Annotated in this window: 20 protein-coding genes and 1 riboswitch; of the genes, 11 read left to right on the top strand and 9 right to left on the bottom strand. The window is 41.7% G+C overall.

Going from position 1 to position 22,653, the window contains the following annotated elements:
- Positions 1-97 precede the first annotated feature (97 nt).
- Positions 98-922, top strand: coding sequence for an MBL fold metallo-hydrolase (locus tag AC4CVD_RS14010; protein ID WP_004697796.1), 825 nt, complete (start codon positions 98-100; stop codon positions 920-922).
- Entirely contained in the window at positions 919-1,494 is a 576-nt protein-coding gene (locus AC4CVD_RS14015) for a dual specificity protein phosphatase family protein (protein WP_004697794.1), read from the top strand. The genes AC4CVD_RS14010 and AC4CVD_RS14015 overlap by 4 nt, the downstream gene beginning before the upstream one ends.
- Before the next feature lie 26 nt (positions 1,495-1,520).
- On the opposite strand, the gene AC4CVD_RS14020 is transcribed toward AC4CVD_RS14015, so the two are convergent.
- The 4 genes from AC4CVD_RS14020 to trpA are packed head-to-tail and all read right to left on the bottom strand — an operon-like array spanning position 1,521 to position 5,501.
- Positions 1,521-2,534, bottom strand: coding sequence for an SPOR domain-containing protein (locus AC4CVD_RS14020; RefSeq protein WP_435781913.1), 1,014 nt, complete (start codon positions 2,532-2,534; stop codon positions 1,521-1,523).
- Positions 2,525-3,808 carry a bifunctional tetrahydrofolate synthase/dihydrofolate synthase gene (gene folC, locus AC4CVD_RS14025; RefSeq protein ID WP_490753332.1) on the bottom strand — a complete coding sequence of 428 codons (1,284 nt, stop codon included), beginning with the start codon at positions 3,806-3,808 and terminating at the stop codon, positions 2,525-2,527. The genes AC4CVD_RS14020 and folC overlap by 10 nt, the downstream gene beginning before the upstream one ends.
- Positions 3,805-4,701 (bottom strand): acetyl-CoA carboxylase, carboxyltransferase subunit beta, encoded by an 897-nt coding sequence (gene accD / locus AC4CVD_RS14030; protein ID WP_005401957.1) that lies wholly within the window; start codon positions 4,699-4,701, stop codon positions 3,805-3,807. Before accD ends, folC begins: the two co-directional genes overlap by 4 nt.
- A complete protein-coding gene (gene trpA / locus AC4CVD_RS14035; protein WP_005401958.1) occupies positions 4,698-5,501 on the bottom strand; it encodes a tryptophan synthase subunit alpha in 804 nt (267 codons plus the stop codon). The genes accD and trpA overlap by 4 nt, the downstream gene beginning before the upstream one ends.
- Before the next feature lie 372 nt (positions 5,502-5,873).
- Here trpA and AC4CVD_RS14040 point away from each other — a divergent pair, with 372 nt between their 5' ends.
- The gene (locus tag AC4CVD_RS14040) at positions 5,874-7,205 is read left to right on the top strand and encodes a Na+/H+ antiporter NhaC family protein (RefSeq protein WP_490753333.1); all 1,332 of its coding nucleotides are present in this window, start codon (positions 5,874-5,876) and stop codon (positions 7,203-7,205) included.
- 52 nt (positions 7,206-7,257) lie between these two features.
- Here the strand turns inward: AC4CVD_RS14040 and AC4CVD_RS14045 are convergent, their stop codons facing one another.
- Positions 7,258-8,280, bottom strand: a complete 1,023-nt coding sequence (locus tag AC4CVD_RS14045) for an AraC family transcriptional regulator (RefSeq protein ID WP_490753529.1) — start codon at positions 8,278-8,280, stop codon at positions 7,258-7,260.
- Positions 8,281-8,415: 135 nt separating this feature from the next.
- On the opposite strand from AC4CVD_RS14045, the gene AC4CVD_RS14050 reads away from it, so the two are divergent.
- Both AC4CVD_RS14050 and AC4CVD_RS14055 read left to right on the top strand, forming a co-directional pair.
- Positions 8,416-9,291 (top strand): metal-dependent hydrolase, encoded by an 876-nt coding sequence (locus AC4CVD_RS14050; protein WP_490753334.1) that lies wholly within the window; start codon positions 8,416-8,418, stop codon positions 9,289-9,291.
- Positions 9,292-9,403: 112 nt separating this feature from the next.
- On the top strand, positions 9,404-11,236 hold the full coding sequence (locus tag AC4CVD_RS14055; protein ID WP_490753335.1) for a DUF3413 domain-containing protein: 1,833 nt from the start codon (positions 9,404-9,406) through the stop codon (positions 11,234-11,236).
- A 50-nt stretch (positions 11,237-11,286) separates the two neighbouring features.
- On the opposite strand, the gene AC4CVD_RS14060 is transcribed toward AC4CVD_RS14055, so the two are convergent.
- The 4 genes from AC4CVD_RS14060 to AC4CVD_RS14075 all read right to left on the bottom strand — a co-directional run bounded on the left by AC4CVD_RS14060 (position 11,287) and on the right by AC4CVD_RS14075 (position 15,291).
- The gene (locus AC4CVD_RS14060) at positions 11,287-12,279 is read right to left on the bottom strand and encodes a DUF2804 domain-containing protein (RefSeq protein ID WP_490753336.1); all 993 of its coding nucleotides are present in this window, start codon (positions 12,277-12,279) and stop codon (positions 11,287-11,289) included.
- Between the two features lie 162 nt (positions 12,280-12,441).
- Positions 12,442-12,954 (bottom strand): DUF1543 domain-containing protein, encoded by a 513-nt coding sequence (locus AC4CVD_RS14065; RefSeq protein WP_490753337.1) that lies wholly within the window; start codon positions 12,952-12,954, stop codon positions 12,442-12,444.
- Positions 12,955-13,436: 482 nt separating this feature from the next.
- Positions 13,437-14,666: a tryptophan synthase subunit beta gene (gene trpB, locus AC4CVD_RS14070; RefSeq protein ID WP_178928470.1), complete on the bottom strand. Its 1,230-nt coding sequence runs from the start codon at positions 14,664-14,666 to the stop codon at positions 13,437-13,439.
- Positions 14,650-15,291 (bottom strand): phosphoribosylanthranilate isomerase, encoded by a 642-nt coding sequence (locus AC4CVD_RS14075; RefSeq protein ID WP_490753338.1) that lies wholly within the window; start codon positions 15,289-15,291, stop codon positions 14,650-14,652. Before AC4CVD_RS14075 ends, trpB begins: the two co-directional genes overlap by 17 nt.
- A 144-nt stretch (positions 15,292-15,435) precedes the next feature.
- Positions 15,436-15,642, top strand: a riboswitch (cobalamin riboswitch).
- A gap of 35 nt (positions 15,643-15,677) precedes the next feature.
- On the opposite strand from AC4CVD_RS14075, the gene AC4CVD_RS14080 reads away from it, so the two are divergent.
- The 6 genes from AC4CVD_RS14080 (at position 15,678) to AC4CVD_RS14105 (ending at position 22,629) form a co-directional block, all read left to right on the top strand.
- Complete coding sequence (locus tag AC4CVD_RS14080; protein ID WP_490753339.1) at positions 15,678-17,552, top strand: TonB-dependent receptor plug domain-containing protein; 1,875 nt, start codon at positions 15,678-15,680, stop codon at positions 17,550-17,552.
- Between the two features lie 100 nt (positions 17,553-17,652).
- Positions 17,653-18,231: a cob(I)yrinic acid a,c-diamide adenosyltransferase gene (locus tag AC4CVD_RS14085; RefSeq protein WP_201706757.1), complete on the top strand. Its 579-nt coding sequence runs from the start codon at positions 17,653-17,655 to the stop codon at positions 18,229-18,231.
- 304 nt (positions 18,232-18,535) lie between these two features.
- On the top strand, positions 18,536-19,258 hold the full coding sequence (locus AC4CVD_RS14090; RefSeq protein WP_490753340.1) for a glycerophosphodiester phosphodiesterase: 723 nt from the start codon (positions 18,536-18,538) through the stop codon (positions 19,256-19,258).
- Positions 19,259-19,534: 276 nt separating this feature from the next.
- Positions 19,535-20,701 carry an acyl-CoA desaturase gene (locus AC4CVD_RS14095; RefSeq protein WP_087527976.1) on the top strand — a complete coding sequence of 389 codons (1,167 nt, stop codon included), beginning with the start codon at positions 19,535-19,537 and terminating at the stop codon, positions 20,699-20,701.
- 74 nt (positions 20,702-20,775) lie between these two features.
- Positions 20,776-21,105, top strand: a complete 330-nt coding sequence (locus AC4CVD_RS14100; protein WP_086210413.1) for a DHCW motif cupin fold protein — start codon at positions 20,776-20,778, stop codon at positions 21,103-21,105.
- Between the two features lie 78 nt (positions 21,106-21,183).
- Complete coding sequence (locus AC4CVD_RS14105) at positions 21,184-22,629, top strand: protein adenylyltransferase SelO (protein WP_490738231.1); 1,446 nt, start codon at positions 21,184-21,186, stop codon at positions 22,627-22,629.
- The last annotated feature ends 24 nt before the right edge of the window (positions 22,630-22,653 follow it).

The following is a 22,653-nucleotide window of genomic DNA, read 5'->3' on the forward strand; positions in this document are numbered from 1 at the left end:
GATTAAAGCAGGCATACATGACTCTTTAACAAAATCAAACTGTTAAAACTAAAATCTTCCGCTATAACAGTCAAAACAATACGATAAAAATGACTTTATGATTTATAATATTCACCATTTACATTGCGGCACCATGTGTCCAGTGTGTGCCCCACTCTTTGGTCAAAAAGGTTTTCAAGCTAAGGTCGTGTGCCATTGTCTTTTGGTTGAAACAGATCAAGGGCTGGTGCTGATTGATACGGGCTTAGGCATACAGGACTATCTACACACCAAACAGCGTTTGGGGCAGTTGGTGGCTCGAATTGGAAAAATTGAACAAAACTTAGAATTAACAGCCATTGCACAAATCCAAAAACTTGGCTTTAGCCCAAAGGATGTCAAACACATTTTGGTTTCACATCTGGATTTTGACCATGCGGGGGGTATTTCCGACTTTCCCAATGCAACAGTACATATCCTGTCTAACGAATATAATGCTGCACAAAACCTGAAGTCATTTAAAAATAAAGCCCGTTATAAAACACAACAATTTCAGCAGCATCGCCATTGGCACTTTATTGAGCCGATTCACGGTGACGCATGGTTTAATTTGACTCAAGTGCAAGGGTTTGACTTATTTCATAATGAGATTCTTTTGATTCCACTGTTTGGGCATACTGAAGGCCACTGTGGCATTGCCATTAAAACCCAACAAGGTTGGAAACTCTTCTGCGGGGATGCTTACTACTCCCACCTAGAACTTACCCCCCAAAACAGACTTCGCAGCTTAAATGCCTTGGAAGTATTTTTTGCCGAAGATAATGCACAGCGTTTAAGTAACTTGCATAAAATTCAACACTTGGCACAGTCTGAACCAAGTATCGAAATCTTTTGCGCACATGACCCTGTTGAACTTTCACACCATCAGAGCCTGATCCTATGACCAAATATCTTGTTATGCTTTCTCTGTGTATCAGTGTTTCTGGCTGTATGACTACACCTGGGCTGCCAGAGACAGAGCGTCCACAACACTGGGGACAGTCGATGCAGCCTGAGCATAATTTCTATCAAATCAGTAAAACCATTTTTCGTAGTGAGCAACCCGATCAAAATTTAGTTCAGAGTTTAAAAGCACAGAAAATTGATGTAATTATTAATTTACGCTCACGCAATCAAGACCTGAAAAAACTATCCAACCAAGGGTTTGAACTGGTACATATCCCCATTCATACATGGGCGATTGACCGAGAAGACTTGTTAAAGGTGATGCAGCAAATCCAACTTGCAGAGCAAAACCAGCAAAAAGTTTTACTGCATTGCTACCATGGTTCAGACCGTACAGGCGCCAGTGTGGCCATGTACCGCATTATTTTTCAAAACTGGTCTACCACTGATGCCTTGGCTGAGATGAAACATGGGGGTTATGGTTTTCATCCAATTTGGCAAAATATTGAGCCATTATTCAGCCCTGAAAATATAAAATGGATTCAACAGCAACTGTTGAATCCATCTTAGTGAAGGCAACTGGGTTGAACCCAATTTTAGCGTTTATCGAGTGGAACCCAGTCAATCACCCATGCGGACTTCATACCGAGGCTCGCATCTGAAGTGATCTTTTTGCGGGCTGCATCGGCAGTATCACGGTCTTTAGATGGCCCCACCATAATTCGCACACCTTTAGAGGTTGGACTTTTAGTGACCTTATAGCCCTTGGCACGAAGCTTAGCAGCCAGTGCATCCGCATTGGCTTCATTGGCAGCCAATGCCACCTGTACCATCCACTGCTTATCGCCATGTTCAAGCAAATCACGCGCTTTTTCAGCTTCCGCCTTTTTCTTGGCTTCATCAGCTTTACGCTTTTCATCTGCCTTACGTTTGTCTTCCGCTTTTTTCTCAGCATCTGCTTTACGTTCGGCTTCTTTTTTCGCTTCAGCTTTACGCTCGTCTTCTGCTTTACGTTTAGCCTCAGCTTCGCGCTTAGCTTTATCTTCAAGTGCTTGCTTTTCTGCTAAGGCTTTTTGCTCAGCCAGTTTTTTTGCAGCCGCTGCTTTTTCTGCTTCAGTACGCGCTTGCAGCTTTTGCTGTTCCAACTTCTTTACTTCAGCGGCTTTATCCGCAGCAATTCGCTGTTGCTTGGCTTTTTCATCTTCAACCAATTCTGGTGGAATGTTATCCGAGCTTTGCTGTGCAGCATTACGGTGCGCATTCAACGCAGCATATTCTTCTGCTGCTTTACGTGCAGCATCTGCTTCGGCTTGCTGTTGCATTGCTAAAAATTCGGCCGCACGAGCTTCTTGTTCAGCAACCGATTTTTCACGTGCTACACGTTGTTGTTCCAGTAAACGCTTTTCTGTTTCAACATCAACCGTTAACGGCTGAAGTTGAACCAACTCACCTTCGGCATTGCGTTGCACATTTTGTGTGACTAGCTCTGGTGCTTTAATATTATTTTGATGTATTTCTTCTTTGCCTTTAAGCAGTAATGCCGCCAAAAGGACACCACCACCTAATAAAACAACGCCACCCATCCAACGTTGTTTGCTATTCATTGACATTCTTCCAAATACTCCCATACCGCTTCTAAGGTATGAAATGAACCACATACCAAAATCAGCTGATTATTCTTTGTTTCGTCGAGCGCTGATTTAAAAGCCAATTTCACACTGTCAAAGTGCTGCACATGTTGCCCTTGCAGCGCTTGATCCAATTGTTCAATTGGAGCTGCACGCGGGACAGTTAATGCCGCAATTTTCCACATTTGTATGGAATCTTTCAATAACTCTGTGACAGATTTCACATCTTTATCTGCCAACATCGAGAAAACACTGACTACTTCAGTGTACTGTTTATTGTATTTTAGGAAATTTCGCAATTGATTTAATAAAAAAGCAACACCATGCGGGTTATGCCCTGCATCAAAAATTACCGTTTTGTTCTGTATTTGGCGAATTTCAAAACGACCTTGCAATTTTGCATTTTGAATTCCTTCAGAAATAGCCGCTTGAGTGACAGTTAAACCACTCAATAAAACAGCAGCAACAGCTGTTGAAATATTCTCAACCGCCAATGTGCCGAGAGGTAAATTTAAAGTGGTGCCGCTGGATGCAAACATCCATGACTGACCATGCTCACTGCGTTGATAAAAATAGTCACGATTCACTGCATAAAGTTTTGCAGCACAAGCATCCGCTTTATCGATAATCGCTTGAGGGATTTGTTGTAAGCCGCCAAACACCACAGGAATATTGGGACGGATAATGCCTGCCTTTTCAAAGGCAATCTTTTCGATGGTATCGCCCAGCCAGTCAGTATGGTCTAAACCAATATTAGTAATCACCGCAACATCGGGTTCAATCACGTTGACCACATCTAAACGACCACCCAGACCCACTTCAAGGACCCAAACATCACATACTTGGTCTTTAAAAATGACAAAAGCCGCGAGTGTGGTCGCCTCAAAGAACGAGAGGCTTAAATCACAATCACGGCGCGCTTGATCCACTTGTACAAAAGCATCGACCAAGCTTTGGTTATCGACCTCTACACCACGCAATTTAACCCGTTCATTAAAACGGTAAATATGTGGTGACTGATACAGTCCCACCTTATAGCCTTGCGCATTTAAAATGGCAGCCAGTGTGGTGGTGGTCGAACCTTTTCCATTGGTTCCCGCTACAGTTAAAACTTTGGCATCGGGACGCGTTACACCGAGCTTTTCAGCTACAGGAATGACCCGTTCCAATCCTAAATCAATCCCCGTAACATGAACATGGCCCCAATAATCGAGCCATGTTTCTAAAGAGTCTGTTGCAAGTGGTGCTGTGTTCAAGACAAATTCATCAGTTTCGCGACAATACGATAAACTGTATCACGTAATGCGTGACGGTGAACAATTTGATCGATTACACCATGATCAAGCAAGTATTCCGCACGTTGGAACGGCTCTTCCAGCTTTTCACGCACAGTTTGTTCAATGACACGTTTACCCGCAAAACCAATCATCGCTTTCGGCTCTGCAATATGTACATCACCGAGCATTGCTAAAGATGCGGTTACACCACCATAAACAGGATGGGTCAACACCACCAAATAAGGTAAGCCAGCATCTTTCATTTTTTGGATGGCCGCTGAAGTACGCGCCATTTGCATCAAAGACAACATGCCTTCTTGCATACGCGCACCGCCTGAAGCAGCAAAGCAAATCAGAGGTTGCTTGTCCGCAATGGCTTTTTCAGCCGCTTGCACAAAACGGTCACCAACAACCGTACCCATTGAACCACCCATAAAATCAAATTCAAAGGCACAGGCAATCAAAGGAATACCTTTGAGTAAACCTTGCATCACTACCAAGGCTTCAGTTTCACCTGTTTTGGTCTGCGCTTCACTCATACGCGCTGGATATGGCTTTGAGTCGACAAATTTCAGTGGATCTTTGGCTTTAAATTCTTGTCCCAACTCTGTTTGCACTTGGTCAAAGAACCAATTCAAACGATCACGGGCTTTCATACGCAAATGTTCATCACACTGAGGGCAAACATAAGCGTTAAATGACATTGCAGTACGTGTAACAAGTGCATGGCACTCAGGACATTCAATCGTTGGTTCTGTAAACGTCGCCTTGAGTGAGGTTTGCTCATCAGGTACTTGAATACCGGGTACACCACGTTCAGTCCATGGCGTCGATGGGCTTAGGATTTTCCCTGATTTAACATCTTGACTCATACTAACTCATCGAGCGCTGCTCGAAGCTCCTTGACTTTATTAACCGTTTCAACCACGGCTTGTTCTGGTGCTAAGTTTGCAAATTGCTTAACAAAAGCACTCCCAACAATCACAGCATCAGCCACTCCGCCCATTGCTTTGGCAGATGTCGCATCACTGATCCCAAAACCAACACCGACAGGAATATCTGTTTCTGCTTTAATTTTCGCAATTCGGTTTGCAGCTTCAGCAACGTCTAAAGTTGCTGCACCTGTGACCCCTTTTAAAGACACGTAATAGATGAAACCACTCGCCTGTTTCACCACATGTTTAATGCGTTCGTCCGTTGAGGTTGGCGCTAGTAAAAAGATTTGATCCATATCAAATTGCTTCAATACAACATCAAGCTCTGCTGCTTCTTCTGGTGGTAAGTCCACCAGTAGAATGCCATCGACACCACATGCATGCGCAGTCGATACAAACTTTTCATAACCAATGACTTCAACAGGATTCAGATAACCCATTAATACGACTGGGGTCTCTTGATCCTTTTGACGGAACTCTTTGACCATATTCAAAGCGTCTAAGGTATTGGTGCCACCTGCCAATGCGCGTTCTGCTGCAAGGGCAATCACAGGACCATCTGCCATAGGGTCTGAAAATGGAAGACCGAGTTCAATCACATCTACACCCGCCTCGACCATCTGATGTAACAAAGGAACTGTTACCTGTGGATGAGGGTCACCAGCCATAACATAAGAAACCAAAGCTTTACGCTGTTGAGATTTAAGCTGTCCAAAACGAGTGGCTAAACGTGACATAGGGTTGTGCTTTCCTTAACTTGTTTAAAATTAAAACTACTGAGGAGTTGACTTTGTAAAAATACAAGACGCTGCATTGTAACGCTATTTTTTACTCATTGAATAGAGCACATCGCGTTCGCATTCCAATTCATTTTTCGTCAAATATTTTCAGAACAACCGTAAAGCACCATTTACTGATATTTCGGTTTTTTTCTCAATGATCAAAGATGCCTAATTTTAGGAAATACCAAAATGTCTAAGTTTTAGATAAACTTATTTTTATTTGCAAAAAAATGATAAAAATAGACGGCTTAGCTTTTACATTTAAAGTTTTATGAAATAGCAAAACCTGCATTATACTACGCACATTCTTTCATTTCCCTATCTCCTATGACCACCGATAACTCAGGTTTAGTGCAAGCACGTGCGCTTGCGCTGTTACCGCTTATTGTTTTTTTAGCCATTTTCTTAGGCAGTGGTATTTACCATTCTGTGATTGGAACCGAGTTTGCGTTCTATCAAATGAAAGCGCCTGTTGCGGCCATTCCTGCCATTATTTTGGCGGTATTGATTTATCGCGGTGAGCTGAATCAAGGCATCGAAACCTTTCTGCGCGGTGCAAGTCACCCGAACCTTATCTTGATGTTCATGGTGTTCATGCTGGCAGGCACATTTGCCAGTACCACCAGTGCCATTGGTAGTGTAGATGCCACAGTGCAAATGGGCTTGTCTGCGATTCCACCAGCCTTTGTCCTGCCCATGCTATTTATTATTTCAGCATTCATTGCAACGGCAATGGGCACCTCGATGGGCACCATCGCGGCCTGCGCCCCCATTGCCTTTGGTTTCTCTCAAGCCACTGATATTGCCGCAGTCTATGCCATAGGTGCGGTCGTAGGCGGTGCGATGTTTGGTGATAACCTGTCGATGATTTCGGATACCACCATTGCAGCCACCACCAGTCAAAAAGTTCAGCTTCGAGACAAGTTTCGCGTCAATGTCTGGATTGCAGTACCTGCAGCTTTAATCACAATCGCGATTTATGTCTTTAGCATCCATCAAACCGAAACCATTCAATCCAAAGACTTTAATCCTTGGCTAGTGTTGCCCTATGTCGTGGTATTTTGCCTCGCCTTCAGTCGTTTACACGTGCTTGCGGTACTTACAGTCGGTGTTGTGCTCTCTGGGGTGATGGGACTGATTACACAACCAGAATTTACCGTCATTCAACTCAACACAGCCATCTATGATGGTTTTGTCGGTATGTTTGAAGTCGCTTTACTGTCGATGTTCTTGGGCGGTCTTTCGACCATTATGCAAAAAGAAGGTGGTCTCGACTGGCTTATTCAACGCATTTACAGCCTAACCCGTTTATTTAAAGTTGGTCGTGAGCGCGCAGGTGAAATCGGATTAAGCTTTTTGGTGGTTTTCTCCAACATTTTTGTGGCCAACAACACTGTAGCGATTATTTTATCGGGCGATATGGCGCGTGAAGTCGCGAAAGAATATGGCGTAGACCCAAAACGTGCAGCCGCTTTACTCGACATCTTTTCATGTGTTGTACAAGGGCTTATTCCCTATGGTGCACAGCTTCTATTGGCCTGCTCAATTGCAAAGCTTTCGCCAGTTGAACTCATCGGCAGCATTTACTACTGTTGGATACTGGCAATCTTTGCCATCCTTGCGATTGCATTCCGTTTTCCACGACTGAAATTAGTCTGATCATTGCATACATTTCAGCGCCTCCCCAAAGGCGCTTTTTTTATGCCTGCTGTTATTTCAGTTGTCGTTTCAACTGCAATAAGGTCTGACCACTATGCTGTTTATAAGCACGCGCTAAAGCAGACTGTCCCGAATAGCCGAGTTGTAAAGCGATTTCAGTCAAACTCAAACCTTGTTGTAATAAATATTCACATCGTTTCATGCGCTCTGACTCAAGTATTCGCTTAAATGAAATATCCCAGTCTTGCAACTGGCGTTGTAAGGTTCGCGTCGACAAGTGTAATTCATTAGCAATCTGTTCAATTTTAGGAGCTTCCGCATGTGCTTTAAGATAATCAGCCACGGCGCTATGAATCTGTTGTAATACGCTCTCATAACGAGGCTTGAGGGCAATTGCTACCTCTGCTTGTTTCAGTAAAAGCTGCGTTAAGGAAGGATCAGCAAAACCCGATTTTAAAGTCAAACTGTCCACACTCATCACATAGGCATAGCAGGCTTGATTAAAGCTCACTTCACAACCATAAAATTTTAGATAATGATACTGTGCCATCTGGGCTGGATGCGCCATTTGGATTTTTAAGATTTGTAATTGATCGGGGAAAATTTTCTTGGCCAAATGCACAATAGATGCCATGGTCATTTCATTCAGTGAAGCATATTTCTCATTGAGAAAAGGCCAAGTCAGCCAAATTTCATTGCCCCTTTGCTGCATCTGCATGGGACTAACTTCCGCCCCATCAATCACCAAACGACTAAAACGCATCACATAACTCAGTGCTTCAGCCACGCTATTACTGCGTGTGGCCATATAGCCCAAAACACCAAAATGCTCAGGTTGAATAAATTTTGCCATCTCCATAATCAACTGAGGACAATCCAATTGCTCTCGCGTCAGTTGTAAAATCGTTTGAAAGAATGAAAATGGCGATTGGGTATCGATTGGCAGTTGTAATACATGCTCCAGTTCATACTGATATTGCTCTAAAAAACCGAGTTGATGAAAATCAATTCCTTGCTCTATGAGGTACATGTTCCAGAGCTGAAAATAACCATTGGGGATTTGTAATTCTTGCATGACGGCCAACCCGCTATTTGACATGCGATATTTTCACATTGGCGTAAAATGTATAAAAAATGGCAATATCTGTCAAAACAAACTGCATTTTCTCCGACATACTGCAATCATCCAAGGCAAATGAAGTAAAACAAAATGAATGCCATTGTTAAAGCCCCTGTTGAACCGATTGTGCGAACCCAACTCAATTTTAAGCTCGATGAAGTGCCACGTTTTTGGTTTGGCGGCGACCCATTTCGGACGCGCATGTTCGATGCACTCAGCCTCACTTTCCCTGATGGAGAACGCTATTTTATTCAAAGCGTGCGTTTGTTTCGGGACCAAATTACAGACCCAAGCTTAACGGCTCGTGTAAGCGATTTTATTAAGCAGGAAGCACAGCATGGCATTGCCCATGACAAAATGAATCAGGTCATGCGAGAACAAGGCATGCCTGTCGATCAGTTTATTCAGCGTTTAAATAAAATTTTTAAGTTCGAATTAAGCAAACGCTCGCCGCAGTACAACATTGCCATGACGGCTGCGGCAGAACATTTAACCGCACTGATGGCCGAGACTTTTTATAGCCATAAAGCCACGTTGGCTGAGGCCCACCCCTATGTGCGTTCTTTATTTGCATGGCATGCCATTGAAGAAATGGAACACCGTGATGTCGCGTTTGATGTGATGAAACAAGTCGGACATGTGCCTGAAGCGACGCGTCTATTTGCATTGGCCTTTACCACGGTGATGATGTTTGGTTTCACCACTTATCGTGCAGATGTCATGCTCAAGCATGATGGCTTTAGCCGTATTCAGCGCTTGCAAATGATGCGTAAAGGGCTGCCTTGGTTCTTTGGGGAAAAAGGGATACTGTCTCGGATGCGTGGTCAATATCTCGATTGGTTTAAGAAAGACTTTCATCCCAATCAACATCCTGTGATTGCTCAGTATAAAGTTTGGATCGACACCCTAGCAGAAAGTCATGATCCGATTTTAGCGGGTGAAGCTTTTTGGCAAGCTGGGAAATAATTCAGTAAGCGCAACAAATATACACTTTGGATGAGTTTAGGTATCATACGCCATCTTAAAACATGGGTATATGAAGTTGAATTTGTATGTCCGATTACATCCGAAGTTAAAAATGTCGTTTAAATTCAAACTCCGCGTTCTTGGTTATTTGATCATGGTCAATGCAGTGATCTCGATGCTTATTGCTTGCAGATATTTCCTGTATTTATCTGAGTTTCCAACAGATTTATTGGGATTCAGTTTCTTATTTACTGGAACATTCTCGCACATGACTGTGCTTGCTTCATTGATTGGCTTGATCTTGATTCCGAGCTTATTTCTACCCAATACGCTACGTCATATTACGCAAGCAAGTATTGCTAGCTTGGCACTCATTGCACTGATCATAGATACCTTTGTTTACGCACAGTACCGTTTCCATATCAATACCGTCATGCTGGAACTGGTGATGTCAGGTCAGGTTGTGAGTTTCTCAATCTCAACATGGCTGATGGTCATTGCTGCGATTGCCTGTATTTTTGCAGCACAATTTTACTTGATCCGATTCTTAGAGAAAAAATTACCCACTTTTTCATGGAGCATTGGTAAAAAGTTTACAGGCTTAGTGTTTGTTGCTTTACTTTTAAGTAATGGTATTCACGTTTGGGCTGCAGCACATGTGTATCAACCTGTAACCATGACACAACGCTATTTACCGATGTTTTATCCGATGACCTCGAATAAAACCATGAAAAAGTACGGCTGGATTGATGAAGAAGCCTTAGAAAAACAAAAGGCTATGTCTTTAGAACGTAAAAGTGACCTGAATTATCCGCTGACGCCGATTGTTGGAGAAGCTCCAAAGCAACCCACCAATATTATGTTTATCGTGATTGATTCTTGGCGTGCAGACACATTTAATGCAGACAACTCACCAAACTTGTGGAATTATGCGCAGAACGGAAAGATTTTTAATCAACACTATTCAACAGGAAATGCCACACGCACAGGTATTTTTGGGATGTTCTATGGTATTCCTGGTACTTACTGGCATGGCATGATTGTGAACCGCCAAAGTCCAGTATTTATTGACCGTTTGCAAGCACTGAATTATCAACTGGGTTTATTTGCTGCTGCCAAATTAACCAACCCTGAATTCCATGAAACCGCGTTTTCAAAAGTGCCAAATTTACGTATTGGTTCTTCTGGCAAAGTGGCAGGTGGTCTTGATGAAGAATTAACGCAAGATTGGTTAAAATGGTATGAAAAAAGAGATCGAAACAAACCAACCTTTTCATTTTTATTTTATGACTCTCCACACGGATACAGCTTTCCTAAAGACTATCCACACCAGTACAAACCAATGCTGGATGAAGTCAATTATCTCAAGTTAAGTAATGATTCTGATCGTTCATTAATGATGAATCGTTATAAAACTAGTGTGCACTACGTCGACAGCATTGTGAAACAAGTTTTAGATAAACTCAAAGAAACAGGTGATGCAGAGAACACGTTGGTCATCATTACTGGCGACCACGGGCAAGAGGTGAATGATAATCTTCAAAACTTTTGGGGACATAATGGTAACTTTACCGACCCTCAAGTCAAAGTTCCTTTTGCAATCATTGGTCCGAAGATTCAAGCTGATAAACTATGGAATAACCAAGTTTTAACTAGCCATCAAGATATTGTTCCAACCCTCATGAAGAACTATTTGGGTGTGACCACAAAAATTCATGACTATTCAGTGGGTGAAGATTTGTTGGGACCACAAATTCAACGTGATTGGATCTTAGCCTCTAGCTATAGCAAATATGGCATTGTTACCCCTAAAAACATCTTAGAAGTGGGGGCTGTTGGTCAGTTCGAAATCTTAGATAAAAAGAATCAGCCAATGTCAGATCAAGAACCAAACTATGCTCATGTTCAAGCAGCATTGGAGCAAATTAGTCGTTTTAATAAATAAAGGCAAAAGAAAAACCGGCATGATGCCGGTTTTTCTTATCACAAGTGTTTTTACCACTTTGCATAATGCTGTTCAAGTAAGCCATATTCATTGAGAAAGATAAGCTCTTTCTCACCCTGCTGGATCGTACCACTAATTTTGGCTTGCCACTGACTAAACTGGCTGCCGACCAGACGTAAATTGAGGTTTTCAAAACGACGCCAACCCGTAGTCACGGTTAAATGCAAACGCTCATCTAACGAACGAATCGTCCAGCGACCTTCTTCTTCCATCTGAAACAAAACATCACTCACTGTGTATAATTTTCCATTTATCCACAGACAGTTTTCATTGCCATAACTTTCATTTACACCAGAAGCCAAATTGAGCCCAATGCGTCTGTCCTCAGCATCCCAAAAATTGCATGATAACCAAAACCAAGCTGTTTCAGGTCGAAGAAAACCACAGGTATCGTCTAAAGAAGCCAATGTCCGATCATTGAATTGGATTATCTGACCTGCTTTATTGGTAAAAAATCCTTCACAAGCCAAAGTTGTGAGTTTTTGTGTGTAGGTCCAACCATTGATTCCTGTTGGGCTACACATACTAAGCGGTTCTGTACTGGCACAGAAAATACGTGCACTCAGTTTAATTTCACCATATTTAGTCACTTGCACATAACGCACACCATTAGCATGCTGAATTTCAATTTGGAAAGGCGAGTTTGAAAACACGCTTTGATTATATAAAGGCTGTTCATCCAATACGGTTTTACGTGCTAAAAAATTCACCGCATTCCATTCAAGCACTTCATTTTTAAGATGATCATAAATATAAACGAAACCATGTCCTGCCCAAGCAATATCGGCAATTGCAAGACCAATGGTATAGTGTTCATGTTGAATGCTGCAAAACTTAAATTTTTTATATTTCAGTTTTTTACGCCATCCCGTAAGCACTTCACCATACGGAGTTTTATACTGATATTTATCTAAATCAATGGTTTTTGGAAGTTCACTAAACCGACCATAATGGGGTTGTCCATTGGACTGTATCAAATCCATTGATGCTCTATCCTTAAGCAAAAGTTAATTAATATCCGTATGCTTATTATGCCTATAATTTTAAAGGTGAAAAGTCTTTAGTTTGTTTTTTCATCAAATTATTCGCTAAACCTACTCTCTTACATTTGAAGACACCACTTAAAAATTAAGAATGATCCAACCTTAATTTAACGTCAGATATGTATTTTCCCAGATGTTTGCATCAAACTCAGCTTCAACCAACAACACATAACGTCCATGTATGCAATCAATCGCAATACAATCATCGACGTCTAAAACACGATCTGTATGTTGCTTTTTCCACTTTTGATCAAAATATTGTTTGCCAAGTTGTTTGGCTTCTACTGCATTGGGGGCAACAACGAGTACATAACGATGCAACTCCCCAAATTCACGTGTGTCATAGCCACCTAAATTTATGAGCCACAATTTTTCATCTGTGACTTGAGGCTGAGCATCACTAAACTTTATTTGGTATTTTTTCCCTCCACTTTCAACACCATTCACTTGCATCCAAGCATCAATATGTAAGCCTTTTTGTTCACCAAACCATGCATTTTTAAGTTGCGGGTAACTGTCTTCTAAACTGTCAGCGACTGCAAATACAACATCATGGACTTCGGTATTGGCACGTACATGACGACCACCAAGCATAACCATAAATAGACTAGGCATTTTCTTTCCTTTTTTTGGGATATTTTTTATAGCTAACAGGCGTTTTACGGAAGCATCTTTCGCAATTGTTCGAGATAAACCACACTTCGAGATAAATGTTTTTGCAACCACATTAATCACATGAAAGTATAGGACGAGTTTTGCGAATGACAATTCCTTTGGTTACTTTGAGCTTATCCAAAGTAACATTATGAACTCCTTACATTTGAGGTGTAAGCAGCAAGACTCCGTCAAAATGTAAATAAAGTTACAACCAATAAGATAGATTTGACCAAAGTTTTCATTGGCAGGAAATATCTTACTTTTGTTTCGGTAAAAGTAACAACATCATCTTGTTGAGCAGACATCCATGTCGCCTTCCCTTATTTATTTTTTGGATAAACTTCTATTTCAAAAAAAATCGTGCTGAGCTTTCACTCAACACGATTTTTTAGAATCTTGTCTTTAAAGCGCTCGCAAATAGGGAGGCTCCAAAGAAGTCATTACATCTCAACCATTTCCACGCCATCAATACGCGCGACGGTCATTAAGTCCTTATCACCACGACCAGAAACCGTCGCAATAATAATTTGATCCTTAGACATCGTCGGTGCAAGTTTAGTGACATACGCCATGGCATGAGAACTTTCCAATGCAGGAATAATCCCTTCGATATGAGTCAAATCACGGAAACCTTGTAAAGCTTCATTGTCATTGATCGGAACATATTCAACACGATGCATATCTTTAAGGAAACTATGCTCAGGGCCTACACCTGGGTAATCCAAACCTGCAGAAATCGAATGCGTTTCAATGATCTGACCTTGTTCATCCGACATCAAGTAAGTACGGTTACCATGTAAAACACCGACATGACCTGCATTCAATGGTGCAGAATGTTTACCAGTTTCAATGCCATAGCCTGCTGCTTCAACGCCGTACATTTTCACATCAGCATCATTTAAGAATGGATAGAACAAGCCCATTGCATTTGAACCACCGCCTACACATGCCACCAAGGCATCAGGTAAACGCCCTGCTTGCTCTTGAATTTGTTTGCGAGCTTCACGACCAATAATGGATTGGAAGTCACGAACTAACTGTGGATATGGGTGCGGGCCAGCGACTGTACCAATCACGTAATATGTAGAGTCAACATTGGTCACCCAATCACGCATGGCTTCGTTCATGGCATCTTTCAATGTTTTAGAGCCACTTTCCACAGGAACAACGGTCGCACCGAGTAAACGCATACGATAAACGTTCATAGCTTGACGTTTTACGTCATCTGCACCCATAAACACAACACATTCAAGACCTAAACGTGCGGCAATCGTGGCCGTTGCTACACCATGCTGACCTGCACCTGTTTCGGCAATAATACGTTTTTTACCAGACAGTTTTGCCAATAGTGCCTGACCAATGGTGTTATTCACTTTATGTGAGCCAGTATGGTTCAAATCTTCACGTTTTAAGTAAATTTGCGCCCCACCCAACTCTTTCGACCATCGCTCAGCATAATATAAAGGACTAGGACGACCTACATAGTAGGCGAGGTCACGGTCGAATTCTGCCAGAAATTGCTCATCATCTTTCATACGGAAATAGAGCTTTTCTAAGTCTTCTAATGCAGCCATTAGAGTTTCTGACACAAAACGTCCGCCATGGATACCGAAATGCCCTTTTGCATCTGGGTATTGGGTATAGTCAATCACATTACTTTGCTGATCCACGATGGACTCCTTGCATGAAGTTTTCTATAAGTTGTTGGTCTTTTATACCTTTAGCGGATTCGACGCCTCCGCTGACATCTACAGCATAAGCCCCAGTCGTCTTTATAGCGTCTTCAACATTAGTTGGGGTTAAACCACCAGCTAAAATTAAAGGAATATCCAGTTTGGGGAATTGTGACCAGTCAAAACTGTGTCCTGTTCCCCCTTTCAGTTCAGGATGCCATGCATCTAAGAGCACTGCGCTTGCCCCTGCCTGTTGAAAGCGTTGAACTTCTGCCACCACATCCAGTTCAGGTTTCACTTGAATGGCTTTATACCAACGACGTCCTACTTGTGCAGCAATTGCCTGACAGTCTTTTGGTGTTTCATCACCATGAAACTGAATGATATCCAGCGCTACTAGTTTTAACACATCGGCAATGTCATCCGCAGTTGCATTCACAAAAAGCCCAACAGTTTGCACATAGGCAGGCACATGTCGAATCAATTCTTTAGCTTGAGCTGCACTGACATGACGTGGACTAGGCGGGAAAAATACAAAACCAATCGCATCAGCCCCAGCATTGACCACAGCTTGAATATCTTGGCTACGGGTAATTCCACAAATTTTGGCACGGGTTCGCATAGGTTATGACTCTGGCTCAACCCTATTTATAGCTGATCTATAAATAACAGGGCAAATCATTGTAATGCAATTTTTTCACCTTGCGTAAAGTTCATCCTGAAAAAATCTTTACATAGATTGTTTAATTCGCATACAAACCTTATACTTCGCTCAAATGCAATAAGTCTAAGCACTATGCTTTAGGGAAGTTGGTGAGAGTCCAACACTGCCCCCGCAACGGTAAAACGAAACGTATATCTTTATAAGTATTTGCACTTACATCACTGCACTCGTGTGGGAAGATGGATATACCAATATTGTTCGCAATATTTATATTTAAGTCCGGAGACCTGCTTGTTGCGCCATTTAACTCAATCATTCACGGGGGGTGAATGTATGGAGCCAGCATGTCAAATTTATTTCAGCCTACAGCTTTAGTGGGCGCAATCGCTATTGCGATGGGTTTCTCTACGTCTGTATCTGCACAAGACAGTTCTAATGTTGTAAATGCATCTTTAGAAACATTGGTGGTAACTGCATCACGTTCCGAAGAAAAGATTGAAAATGTTCCAGCGCGTATTACTGTGATTTCAAAAAGTGAAATCGAAAAAAATCCAGCTCTCAACTTATCAGATTTAATTCAACGTGATCCTTCTGTTTTTGTCAAACAAAGTGGCGGAATAGGTCAGATCACGGAAATCTCAATTCGTGGAACTAGACCAAATCACACTCTCATATTGAAAGATGGCGCTCGTCTAAATAGCCAAAACCACCTTGCTGCAATTTATCCATCATTTCTTGATTCATCTGATCTTGAACAGATCGAAATTCTTAAAGGTCCAGCCTCTGTACAATATGGAACAGATGCAATTGGTGGAGTGGCTCAAATGATAACCTCAACTCCAACAAAAAATAGCGGTTTTATTACAGGTATCTATGGGGAAAATAATACCTATAAAGCCATTGCGGGAGCTGACCTTATTCAAGATGGTTTTTATGCACAAATTAGAGGACAACGTCTAGAAAGTGATGGAACACGAGTACTAGATAATCAAAGCAAAGATCAAAAAGCTGCTTACGATCAGAAAGGTTACAGTGCAAAAGTAGGTTACGACAATAAAAAGAACATTAAAACTGACCTATCAATCAGTCAGAATGAAGGGCTGAGTCAATTCTACAATTACATGACTATCAAAAATAATGCAGAGCGTATATTTGAGAACCGCCTGATTAATTCAAGCATTCAATATGGTTTTGCTGAAAATCTTACATTATCTGCACGTTATTCAAACTTTATTGATAACCAACAAGTAAAAGATAGTGATCCAAACCATTTTGATACAGAAAACAATGAAGGTGATCTAAACTTAAACTGGAATATAGACTCTAAGAATAATTTACTCGCAGGTGTAACTTATCTAAAATCAGATTTTAAAAGTAATGATGTAAAAGATAAAAAGCAAAGTATCGATTCTACCGGTTATTATGTTCAACATCAGTATAAGACAGATAAGCTAAATACTCAGGTTGGTGTTCGTACTGAAGATAATGAACTATTCGGTACACATACAATCGGTCAAGGAGCTGTTCGTTATCAAGTATTACCCGAAACAAGTATTTATGCCAATATCGGATCAGCTTTTAAAGCCCCATCCCTAACAGAACTCTATTATTTTTCAGAAAAGTCCTATGGAAATACCTATGGTAATCCTGATCTCAAACCAGAAGAAAGTATTTCCTATGAAATTGGTGTAGATCAAAGAATTGGGCAAAACCTAAATGCCTTTTTATCTGCTTACCATACTGAAATTAAGAATTTAATCAGCTATAAACCGTCAAAGCCTAATTCAACTTATATCAATATTGATAAAGCTGAAATCAATGGTGGTGAGCTAGGTCTTAAATGGAAAAAAGATGACCTATTCCTAAACACAGAATACGCTTATGTTGATTCAAAAGATAAAAAGACTGATCTGAGAATTGCATATAAGCCTAAACAAACTCTCACTTTAACGACTGGACTTGAGAATTCGATTTACGGAATCAGTGCTTCACTTATTGCACGATCAGATATTTATGCAGATCCTGCCAATAAAGTTAAAGCTCCTGGTTATGCAACCGTTGATTTAAACATGTACTGGAATATCAATCCTAATATTAAAGTGTTTAGCAACATTGAAAATATGGGCGATGTAGAATATAGAACAGCTGATAACTTTGGCGATGGTTGGTATGTTAACGGGGGACGTCAAGCCTCTGTAGGAATCACTTTCCGTTATTAATTTAACGTAAAGACTCAAAAAACAATTTAAAACAGCGCAGTTTATGGATAATGTTCTTGACCGACATTATCCTTTTTTTCATTTAAACCTAGGAAAAATTATGGGCCACCGTTTAAGTAAAATTTATACCCGTACTGGCGACTCAGGCACCACAGGTCTGGGTGATGGATCACGCGTCACTAAAGATGATCTAAGAATTACCGCACTTGGTGATGTGGATGAACTTAATTCAACAATTGGCGTACTTCGTGCTCAAATTAGTGCAAGTCAAATCACGAACAAAGCCACATGGGACAAAAGCTTAAGCCTCATTCAACATTGGCTTTTCGACTTAGGCGGTGAAGTCTGTATTCCAAACTATCACTTACTCCAACCGGTTTGTATTGAGTTTCTTGAACAAGAAATTGACCGCATGAATGAAGACTTACCCATGCTGAAAGAATTTATCTTACCTTCGGGTTCTTTAGCATGTAGCTATGCACATCAAGCACGAGCGGTATGTCGCCGAGCTGAACGTAGCTTAATGTCAGTGCACACTCGTGATCAAAATATTCAAAGCACCGCATTACAGTTGCTCAACCGCTTATCGGATTGGCTTTTTGTTGCATCGCGTGCTTTACAGCGTGCTGAAAATGGCTCGGAAGTACTTTGGCAGAAAAATATCAATGAAACTATTTAAACCATTCTAAGTTTTTAGAGCAAAATGGATTCCTTATGAGTCTTTTAGATAAGTTCACTGGAAGACTTTCTAAGATTACTTTTCTTTCGGGAAAAGTAATCAAAACCATTTACCCATCGTGAAACTCTTCGGACTTCATTGCATATTGCCAATATCGCAGAAGCATTACACTCAAACTCAATCGGACCTCTAACTATTACACACAGCATTGGCGTATATCTGATATTTCCACCTTAGAATCGATCCCAATCAGATATTTTTAGCGCTACAATCACGCAAAAGACGTATATAGATCAGGTTCAATATGAGAATCATCGGACATCGTGGTGCACGTGGCGAAGCCCCAGAAAATACACTCGGCGGTTTTCAATATATTCATGATCTGGGCATACGTGCGGTCGAATTTGATGTTCGTCAGCTCAAAGACCATGAGCTGATCATTATGCATGATGACAACATGCTCCGAACCACCGGTATCAACCAAGCACTCTACCCATTAAGCAGCACAGAACTCGATACCTATAATCAAGCACATATTTGGCTAGACTGGGAAAAGCAAAGTACGCCAACATTACGACAAGCCCTTCAGATTATGCAGGACTTCGAACATCTTGAAGTTGAAGTCAAAGCTGTAGAAACACAAGCTGAAGCGGAACGACTAACACAACATCTCACACAGCAACTGAGAGACTTTGAGCAGAGAGCAGTCATCACCAGTTTTGATCTTAAAATCCTACAAGCACTCCAAGATCAACACTCAACATTTAAACGTGGCTTATTGATTGAAGACGATATTCAACATCTTGCGATTGAACAAGCGCTCAAATATGACTGTTGCCAAATCGGCTGGATGAACCAACTGGCAACCGATGACCTATTAAAAGCCACACAACAAGCGAATTTAGCCATTAGTGTTTGGACAGTAAATGACATCGAGCGCGCTAAACATTTACGTGACTGTGGCATTGATGGATTAATTACCGATTTTCCTAAAATGATGCTACAACATTTGGCAGATGTTCATTGAACAAGCCAACGACTGACTTGAGTTTTACATGAGCAGTGACACTGAAAATATTGATTTTTCATATTGATCGCTCTGCTACGATAAAGCCTAGAAAAGCTTCGGTAATTTCGATATCTAAACATTCGTATTCTGTTACTGTTTAGTACAATACATCTGTACAATAATGCTAGTGAACCAAGGTTCGCTCATGCTAATATTCTGTAGCCTAATCCATGCAAAAAGTAATGGATTAACCTTCCATTTATACCTCCCAAGGTTTCAGGAGTGCTGTTGGAGATGAATGCTCCCCTACCCAAAGCCCCATTTAACTGGGTTGCAATTTTTGCATTGGTTTTTCTTCCCATTGTGGCTGTGATTGCAATTCCCTTATATGCCTTTCAGCATGATTTCAGCTTAGCCGCTTGGATCAGTATGTTTGTATTACTGGGTGTTAGTAGCTTAGGTATTACCGCTGGCTATCACCGCTTATGGGCACACCGTGCTTATGAAGCAAGCTTACCTTTAAAAATCATTTTGATGATTATGGGTACCTTTGCCGTGCAAAACAGTATTTTATATTGGGGTTCAGGTCACCGTACCCATCACCGCCATGTCGATGATATCGAGAAAGATCCGTACTCGATTAACAATGGTTTTTGGTATGCGCACATGGGTTGGATGCTTCGTGACTATCCATCAGCAGAACCTGACTTTAAAAATGCACCCGATTTGCTCAATGACAAATTGGTGATGTTCCAACACAAATACTATGTTCCTTTAGTGATTAGCGTCCACATGGGTATTTTATTACCAATTGGTTGGGCTGTAGGCGACTTATGGGGCGTGTTATTGTTGGGCGGATTAATGCGTTTAATCCTCAGCCACCACGTCACGTTCTTCATTAACTCTTTATGCCACATGTGGGGCAAACGTCCGTATACCGACGAAAATACCGCACGTGACAACTTCTGGTTAGCTATTGCGACTTGGGGTGAGGGTTATCATAACTACCACCACATTTTCCAATACGACTACCGTAATGGTGTGAAATGGTGGCAATATGACCCAACCAAATGGTTGATTTGGTCATGCTCAAAACTTGGTTTAGCTAAAAACTTACGTCGTATTCCGAGTTTCAATATTAAAAAAGCTGAACTGGCGATGAAGTTTAAATACGCTGAACAAGACTTAGAAGTTCATGGTCTCAATGTCAGTGATGACATCAGCTCTGCGAAAGCTCGTATTGCACAAGAATATGATGCTTTTACCCAAACCTTGAATGACTGGGCAAAATTGAAAGAACAAGAAATTCAAGCCAAGAAAACAGCAGTGGCTGAAAAAATCCATCAAATGGATGAAAAGCTCAAAATTGAGTTTCAGTTAGTCGAACAGCGTCTAGGTCATCACCGTCAAACCTTGACCACACTGATGCGCAGCATTAAAAAAGCCCCTGTTTCTCAGTAATTAATCTCTGATTCAGCATTTCAAAAGAAAGCTCCGCAAGGGGCTTTTTTTAGCAGTTCATAAAGGATAACAACATGGATATTAACAACATTCCTTTCGGTATCACCAACTGGGCTGAGATACCCACCACCCGCCATACAGGTGATCAGGGTTATGCCCTATGGCGTACTCAGCAATTTGACGCGATTCGCGTGCGTATGGTGGAGTATTCTGAGAACTATCTGGCCGACCATTGGTGTTCTAAAGGACATATCCTGTTGTGCTTAGAAGGTGAACTACACACTGAACTAGATGATGGTCGTAGCTTTACCCTCACGGCTGGCATGAGTTACCAAGTTGCAGATCAAGCCGAAGCCCATCGCTCGTCCACCTCAAAAGGTGCCAAACTGTTTATAGTTGACTAAAACAGTTGGATATATGTCTTAACACTAAAACTTTGCTATATTGATAGGGTCATGGCTTATCCCTTGTGATCCTTCACTATGCAGTTCAATTCACGCTATTCTCTCCTTCCGTCAAAGCTTTATCACCATCAACAGCCCTTGGCACTAAAAGGGGCAAAAGCAGGTCATTTCAATGCAGCTTTAGCAGAACAGTTGCAATGGTCTGAAGCCGACAAACAGTCTTGGGTAGAGATTTGTAGCGGACAAAAAACCTTTAGTGAATTTGAACCATTGGCAATGGTCTATGCAGGACATCAATTTGGTCAGTGGGCAGGACAGCTCGGTGATGGTCGGGGTTTATTGATCGCACAAATCCTCGATCAACATGGGCAAACCATTGACCTGCATTTAAAGGGTGCAGGCTCTACTCCTTACTCGCGTATGGGAGATGGTCGTGCGGTACTTCGCTCCGTCATTCGTGAGTACTTGGCTGGACATGCGCTGAATAGTTTAGGCGTGGCTTCAAGCAACGCGGTGGGCTTTACCTCATCGGCTCAAGGCGTGCAGCGGGAAAAATTGGAACTCGGTGCGATGATGTTGCGTACATCAGACTGTCATATTCGCTTGGGACATTTTGAGTGGATCAACCAGTACCAACCTGATTTACTCGACGAATTTACCCAAAAATGCATCGAATGGCATTACCCCGAGTGTTTAGATGCGGAACAACCTGTTTTGGCATTTGCAACCCAAGTGATTCAACGGACTGCGGTAATGATTGCCAAATGGCAACTGGTCGGTTTCGCACATGGGGTGATGAATACCGATAATTTAAACATTACGGGTTCAACCCTTGATTTTGGCCCTTATGGCTTTATGGAGCGCTTCCGTCCGAATTGGATTAACAATCACTCCGACTATCAAGGCCGCTATACCTATCAGCAGCAGCCGAGCATTGGTCACTGGAATTTATGGACATGGTTGAATAACCTCATTCCGCTTTGTCCGCAAGACTATGACAAAGAACAATGGAAGCAAGACCTTGCCGATTGCCTAGAGCACTATGAACCCACATTCTTGGAGCACTACAAACTGGGTTTAAGTCAGAAAATGGGCTTACCTCATTTTCATACTGACAGTTTTGACTGTGCCATGACCTTCTTACGGATTCTACAAACTGAACAGCTCGACTACACACAAAGCTTTACGCGTTTGCAAGAGCAGCAATATGAAATGATTAAAGATGACTGCCTTGACCGTCGTCAATTTGAAAGTTTCCTCGCGCAATATGAACAGATTCGTGCAAATCAAAACACAACAGAACTCAATGCAGCTATGCAGCAAGCCAATCCTGTTTATATCCTACGCAATCACATGGCACAAAAAGCGATTGAGCTGGCTGAACGGAACGATTTCTCAGAAGTCGAACGCTTATTTGACCTGCTTAGCCATCCATTTGAGCGGAATGTAGCACTAGAGAAAGCTGAGGATTTAGCACCTTTACCAACGGATGTGCCTGAAGTGATGGTGAGTTGTTCCTCTTAAGCATTTGGCTTAAACTGTGGATAA

This window comes from Acinetobacter sp. LipI_23, from assembly GCF_058243045.1.

Excerpts from the sequence above, each read along its gene's own strand:
- AC4CVD_RS14010 (WP_004697796.1), top strand. The coding sequence starts at position 98 with ATGATTTATAATATTCACCATTTACATTGCGGCACCATGTGTCCAGTG.
- AC4CVD_RS14015 (WP_004697794.1), top strand. The coding sequence starts at position 919 with ATGACCAAATATCTTGTTATGCTTTCTCTGTGTATCAGTGTTTCTGGC.
- AC4CVD_RS14020 (WP_435781913.1), bottom strand. The coding sequence starts at position 2,534 with ATGTCAATGAATAGCAAACAACGTTGGATGGGTGGCGTTGTTTTATTA.
- accD (WP_005401957.1), bottom strand. The coding sequence starts at position 4,701 with ATGAGTCAAGATGTTAAATCAGGGAAAATCCTAAGCCCATCGACGCCA.
- trpA (WP_005401958.1), bottom strand. The coding sequence starts at position 5,501 with ATGTCACGTTTAGCCACTCGTTTTGGACAGCTTAAATCTCAACAGCGT.
- AC4CVD_RS14040 (WP_490753333.1), top strand. The coding sequence starts at position 5,874 with ATGACCACCGATAACTCAGGTTTAGTGCAAGCACGTGCGCTTGCGCTG.
- AC4CVD_RS14045 (WP_490753529.1), bottom strand. The coding sequence starts at position 8,280 with ATGCAAGAATTACAAATCCCCAATGGTTATTTTCAGCTCTGGAACATG.
- AC4CVD_RS14050 (WP_490753334.1), top strand. The coding sequence starts at position 8,416 with ATGAATGCCATTGTTAAAGCCCCTGTTGAACCGATTGTGCGAACCCAA.
- AC4CVD_RS14055 (WP_490753335.1), top strand. The coding sequence starts at position 9,404 with ATGTCGTTTAAATTCAAACTCCGCGTTCTTGGTTATTTGATCATGGTC.
- AC4CVD_RS14060 (WP_490753336.1), bottom strand. The coding sequence starts at position 12,279 with ATGGATTTGATACAGTCCAATGGACAACCCCATTATGGTCGGTTTAGT.
- AC4CVD_RS14065 (WP_490753337.1), bottom strand. The coding sequence starts at position 12,954 with ATGCCTAGTCTATTTATGGTTATGCTTGGTGGTCGTCATGTACGTGCC.
- AC4CVD_RS14075 (WP_490753338.1), bottom strand. The coding sequence starts at position 15,291 with ATGCGAACCCGTGCCAAAATTTGTGGAATTACCCGTAGCCAAGATATT.
- AC4CVD_RS14080 (WP_490753339.1), top strand. The coding sequence starts at position 15,678 with ATGTCAAATTTATTTCAGCCTACAGCTTTAGTGGGCGCAATCGCTATT.
- AC4CVD_RS14085 (WP_201706757.1), top strand. The coding sequence starts at position 17,653 with ATGGGCCACCGTTTAAGTAAAATTTATACCCGTACTGGCGACTCAGGC.
- AC4CVD_RS14090 (WP_490753340.1), top strand. The coding sequence starts at position 18,536 with ATGAGAATCATCGGACATCGTGGTGCACGTGGCGAAGCCCCAGAAAAT.
- AC4CVD_RS14095 (WP_087527976.1), top strand. The coding sequence starts at position 19,535 with ATGAATGCTCCCCTACCCAAAGCCCCATTTAACTGGGTTGCAATTTTT.
- AC4CVD_RS14100 (WP_086210413.1), top strand. The coding sequence starts at position 20,776 with ATGGATATTAACAACATTCCTTTCGGTATCACCAACTGGGCTGAGATA.
- AC4CVD_RS14105 (WP_490738231.1), top strand. The coding sequence starts at position 21,184 with ATGCAGTTCAATTCACGCTATTCTCTCCTTCCGTCAAAGCTTTATCAC.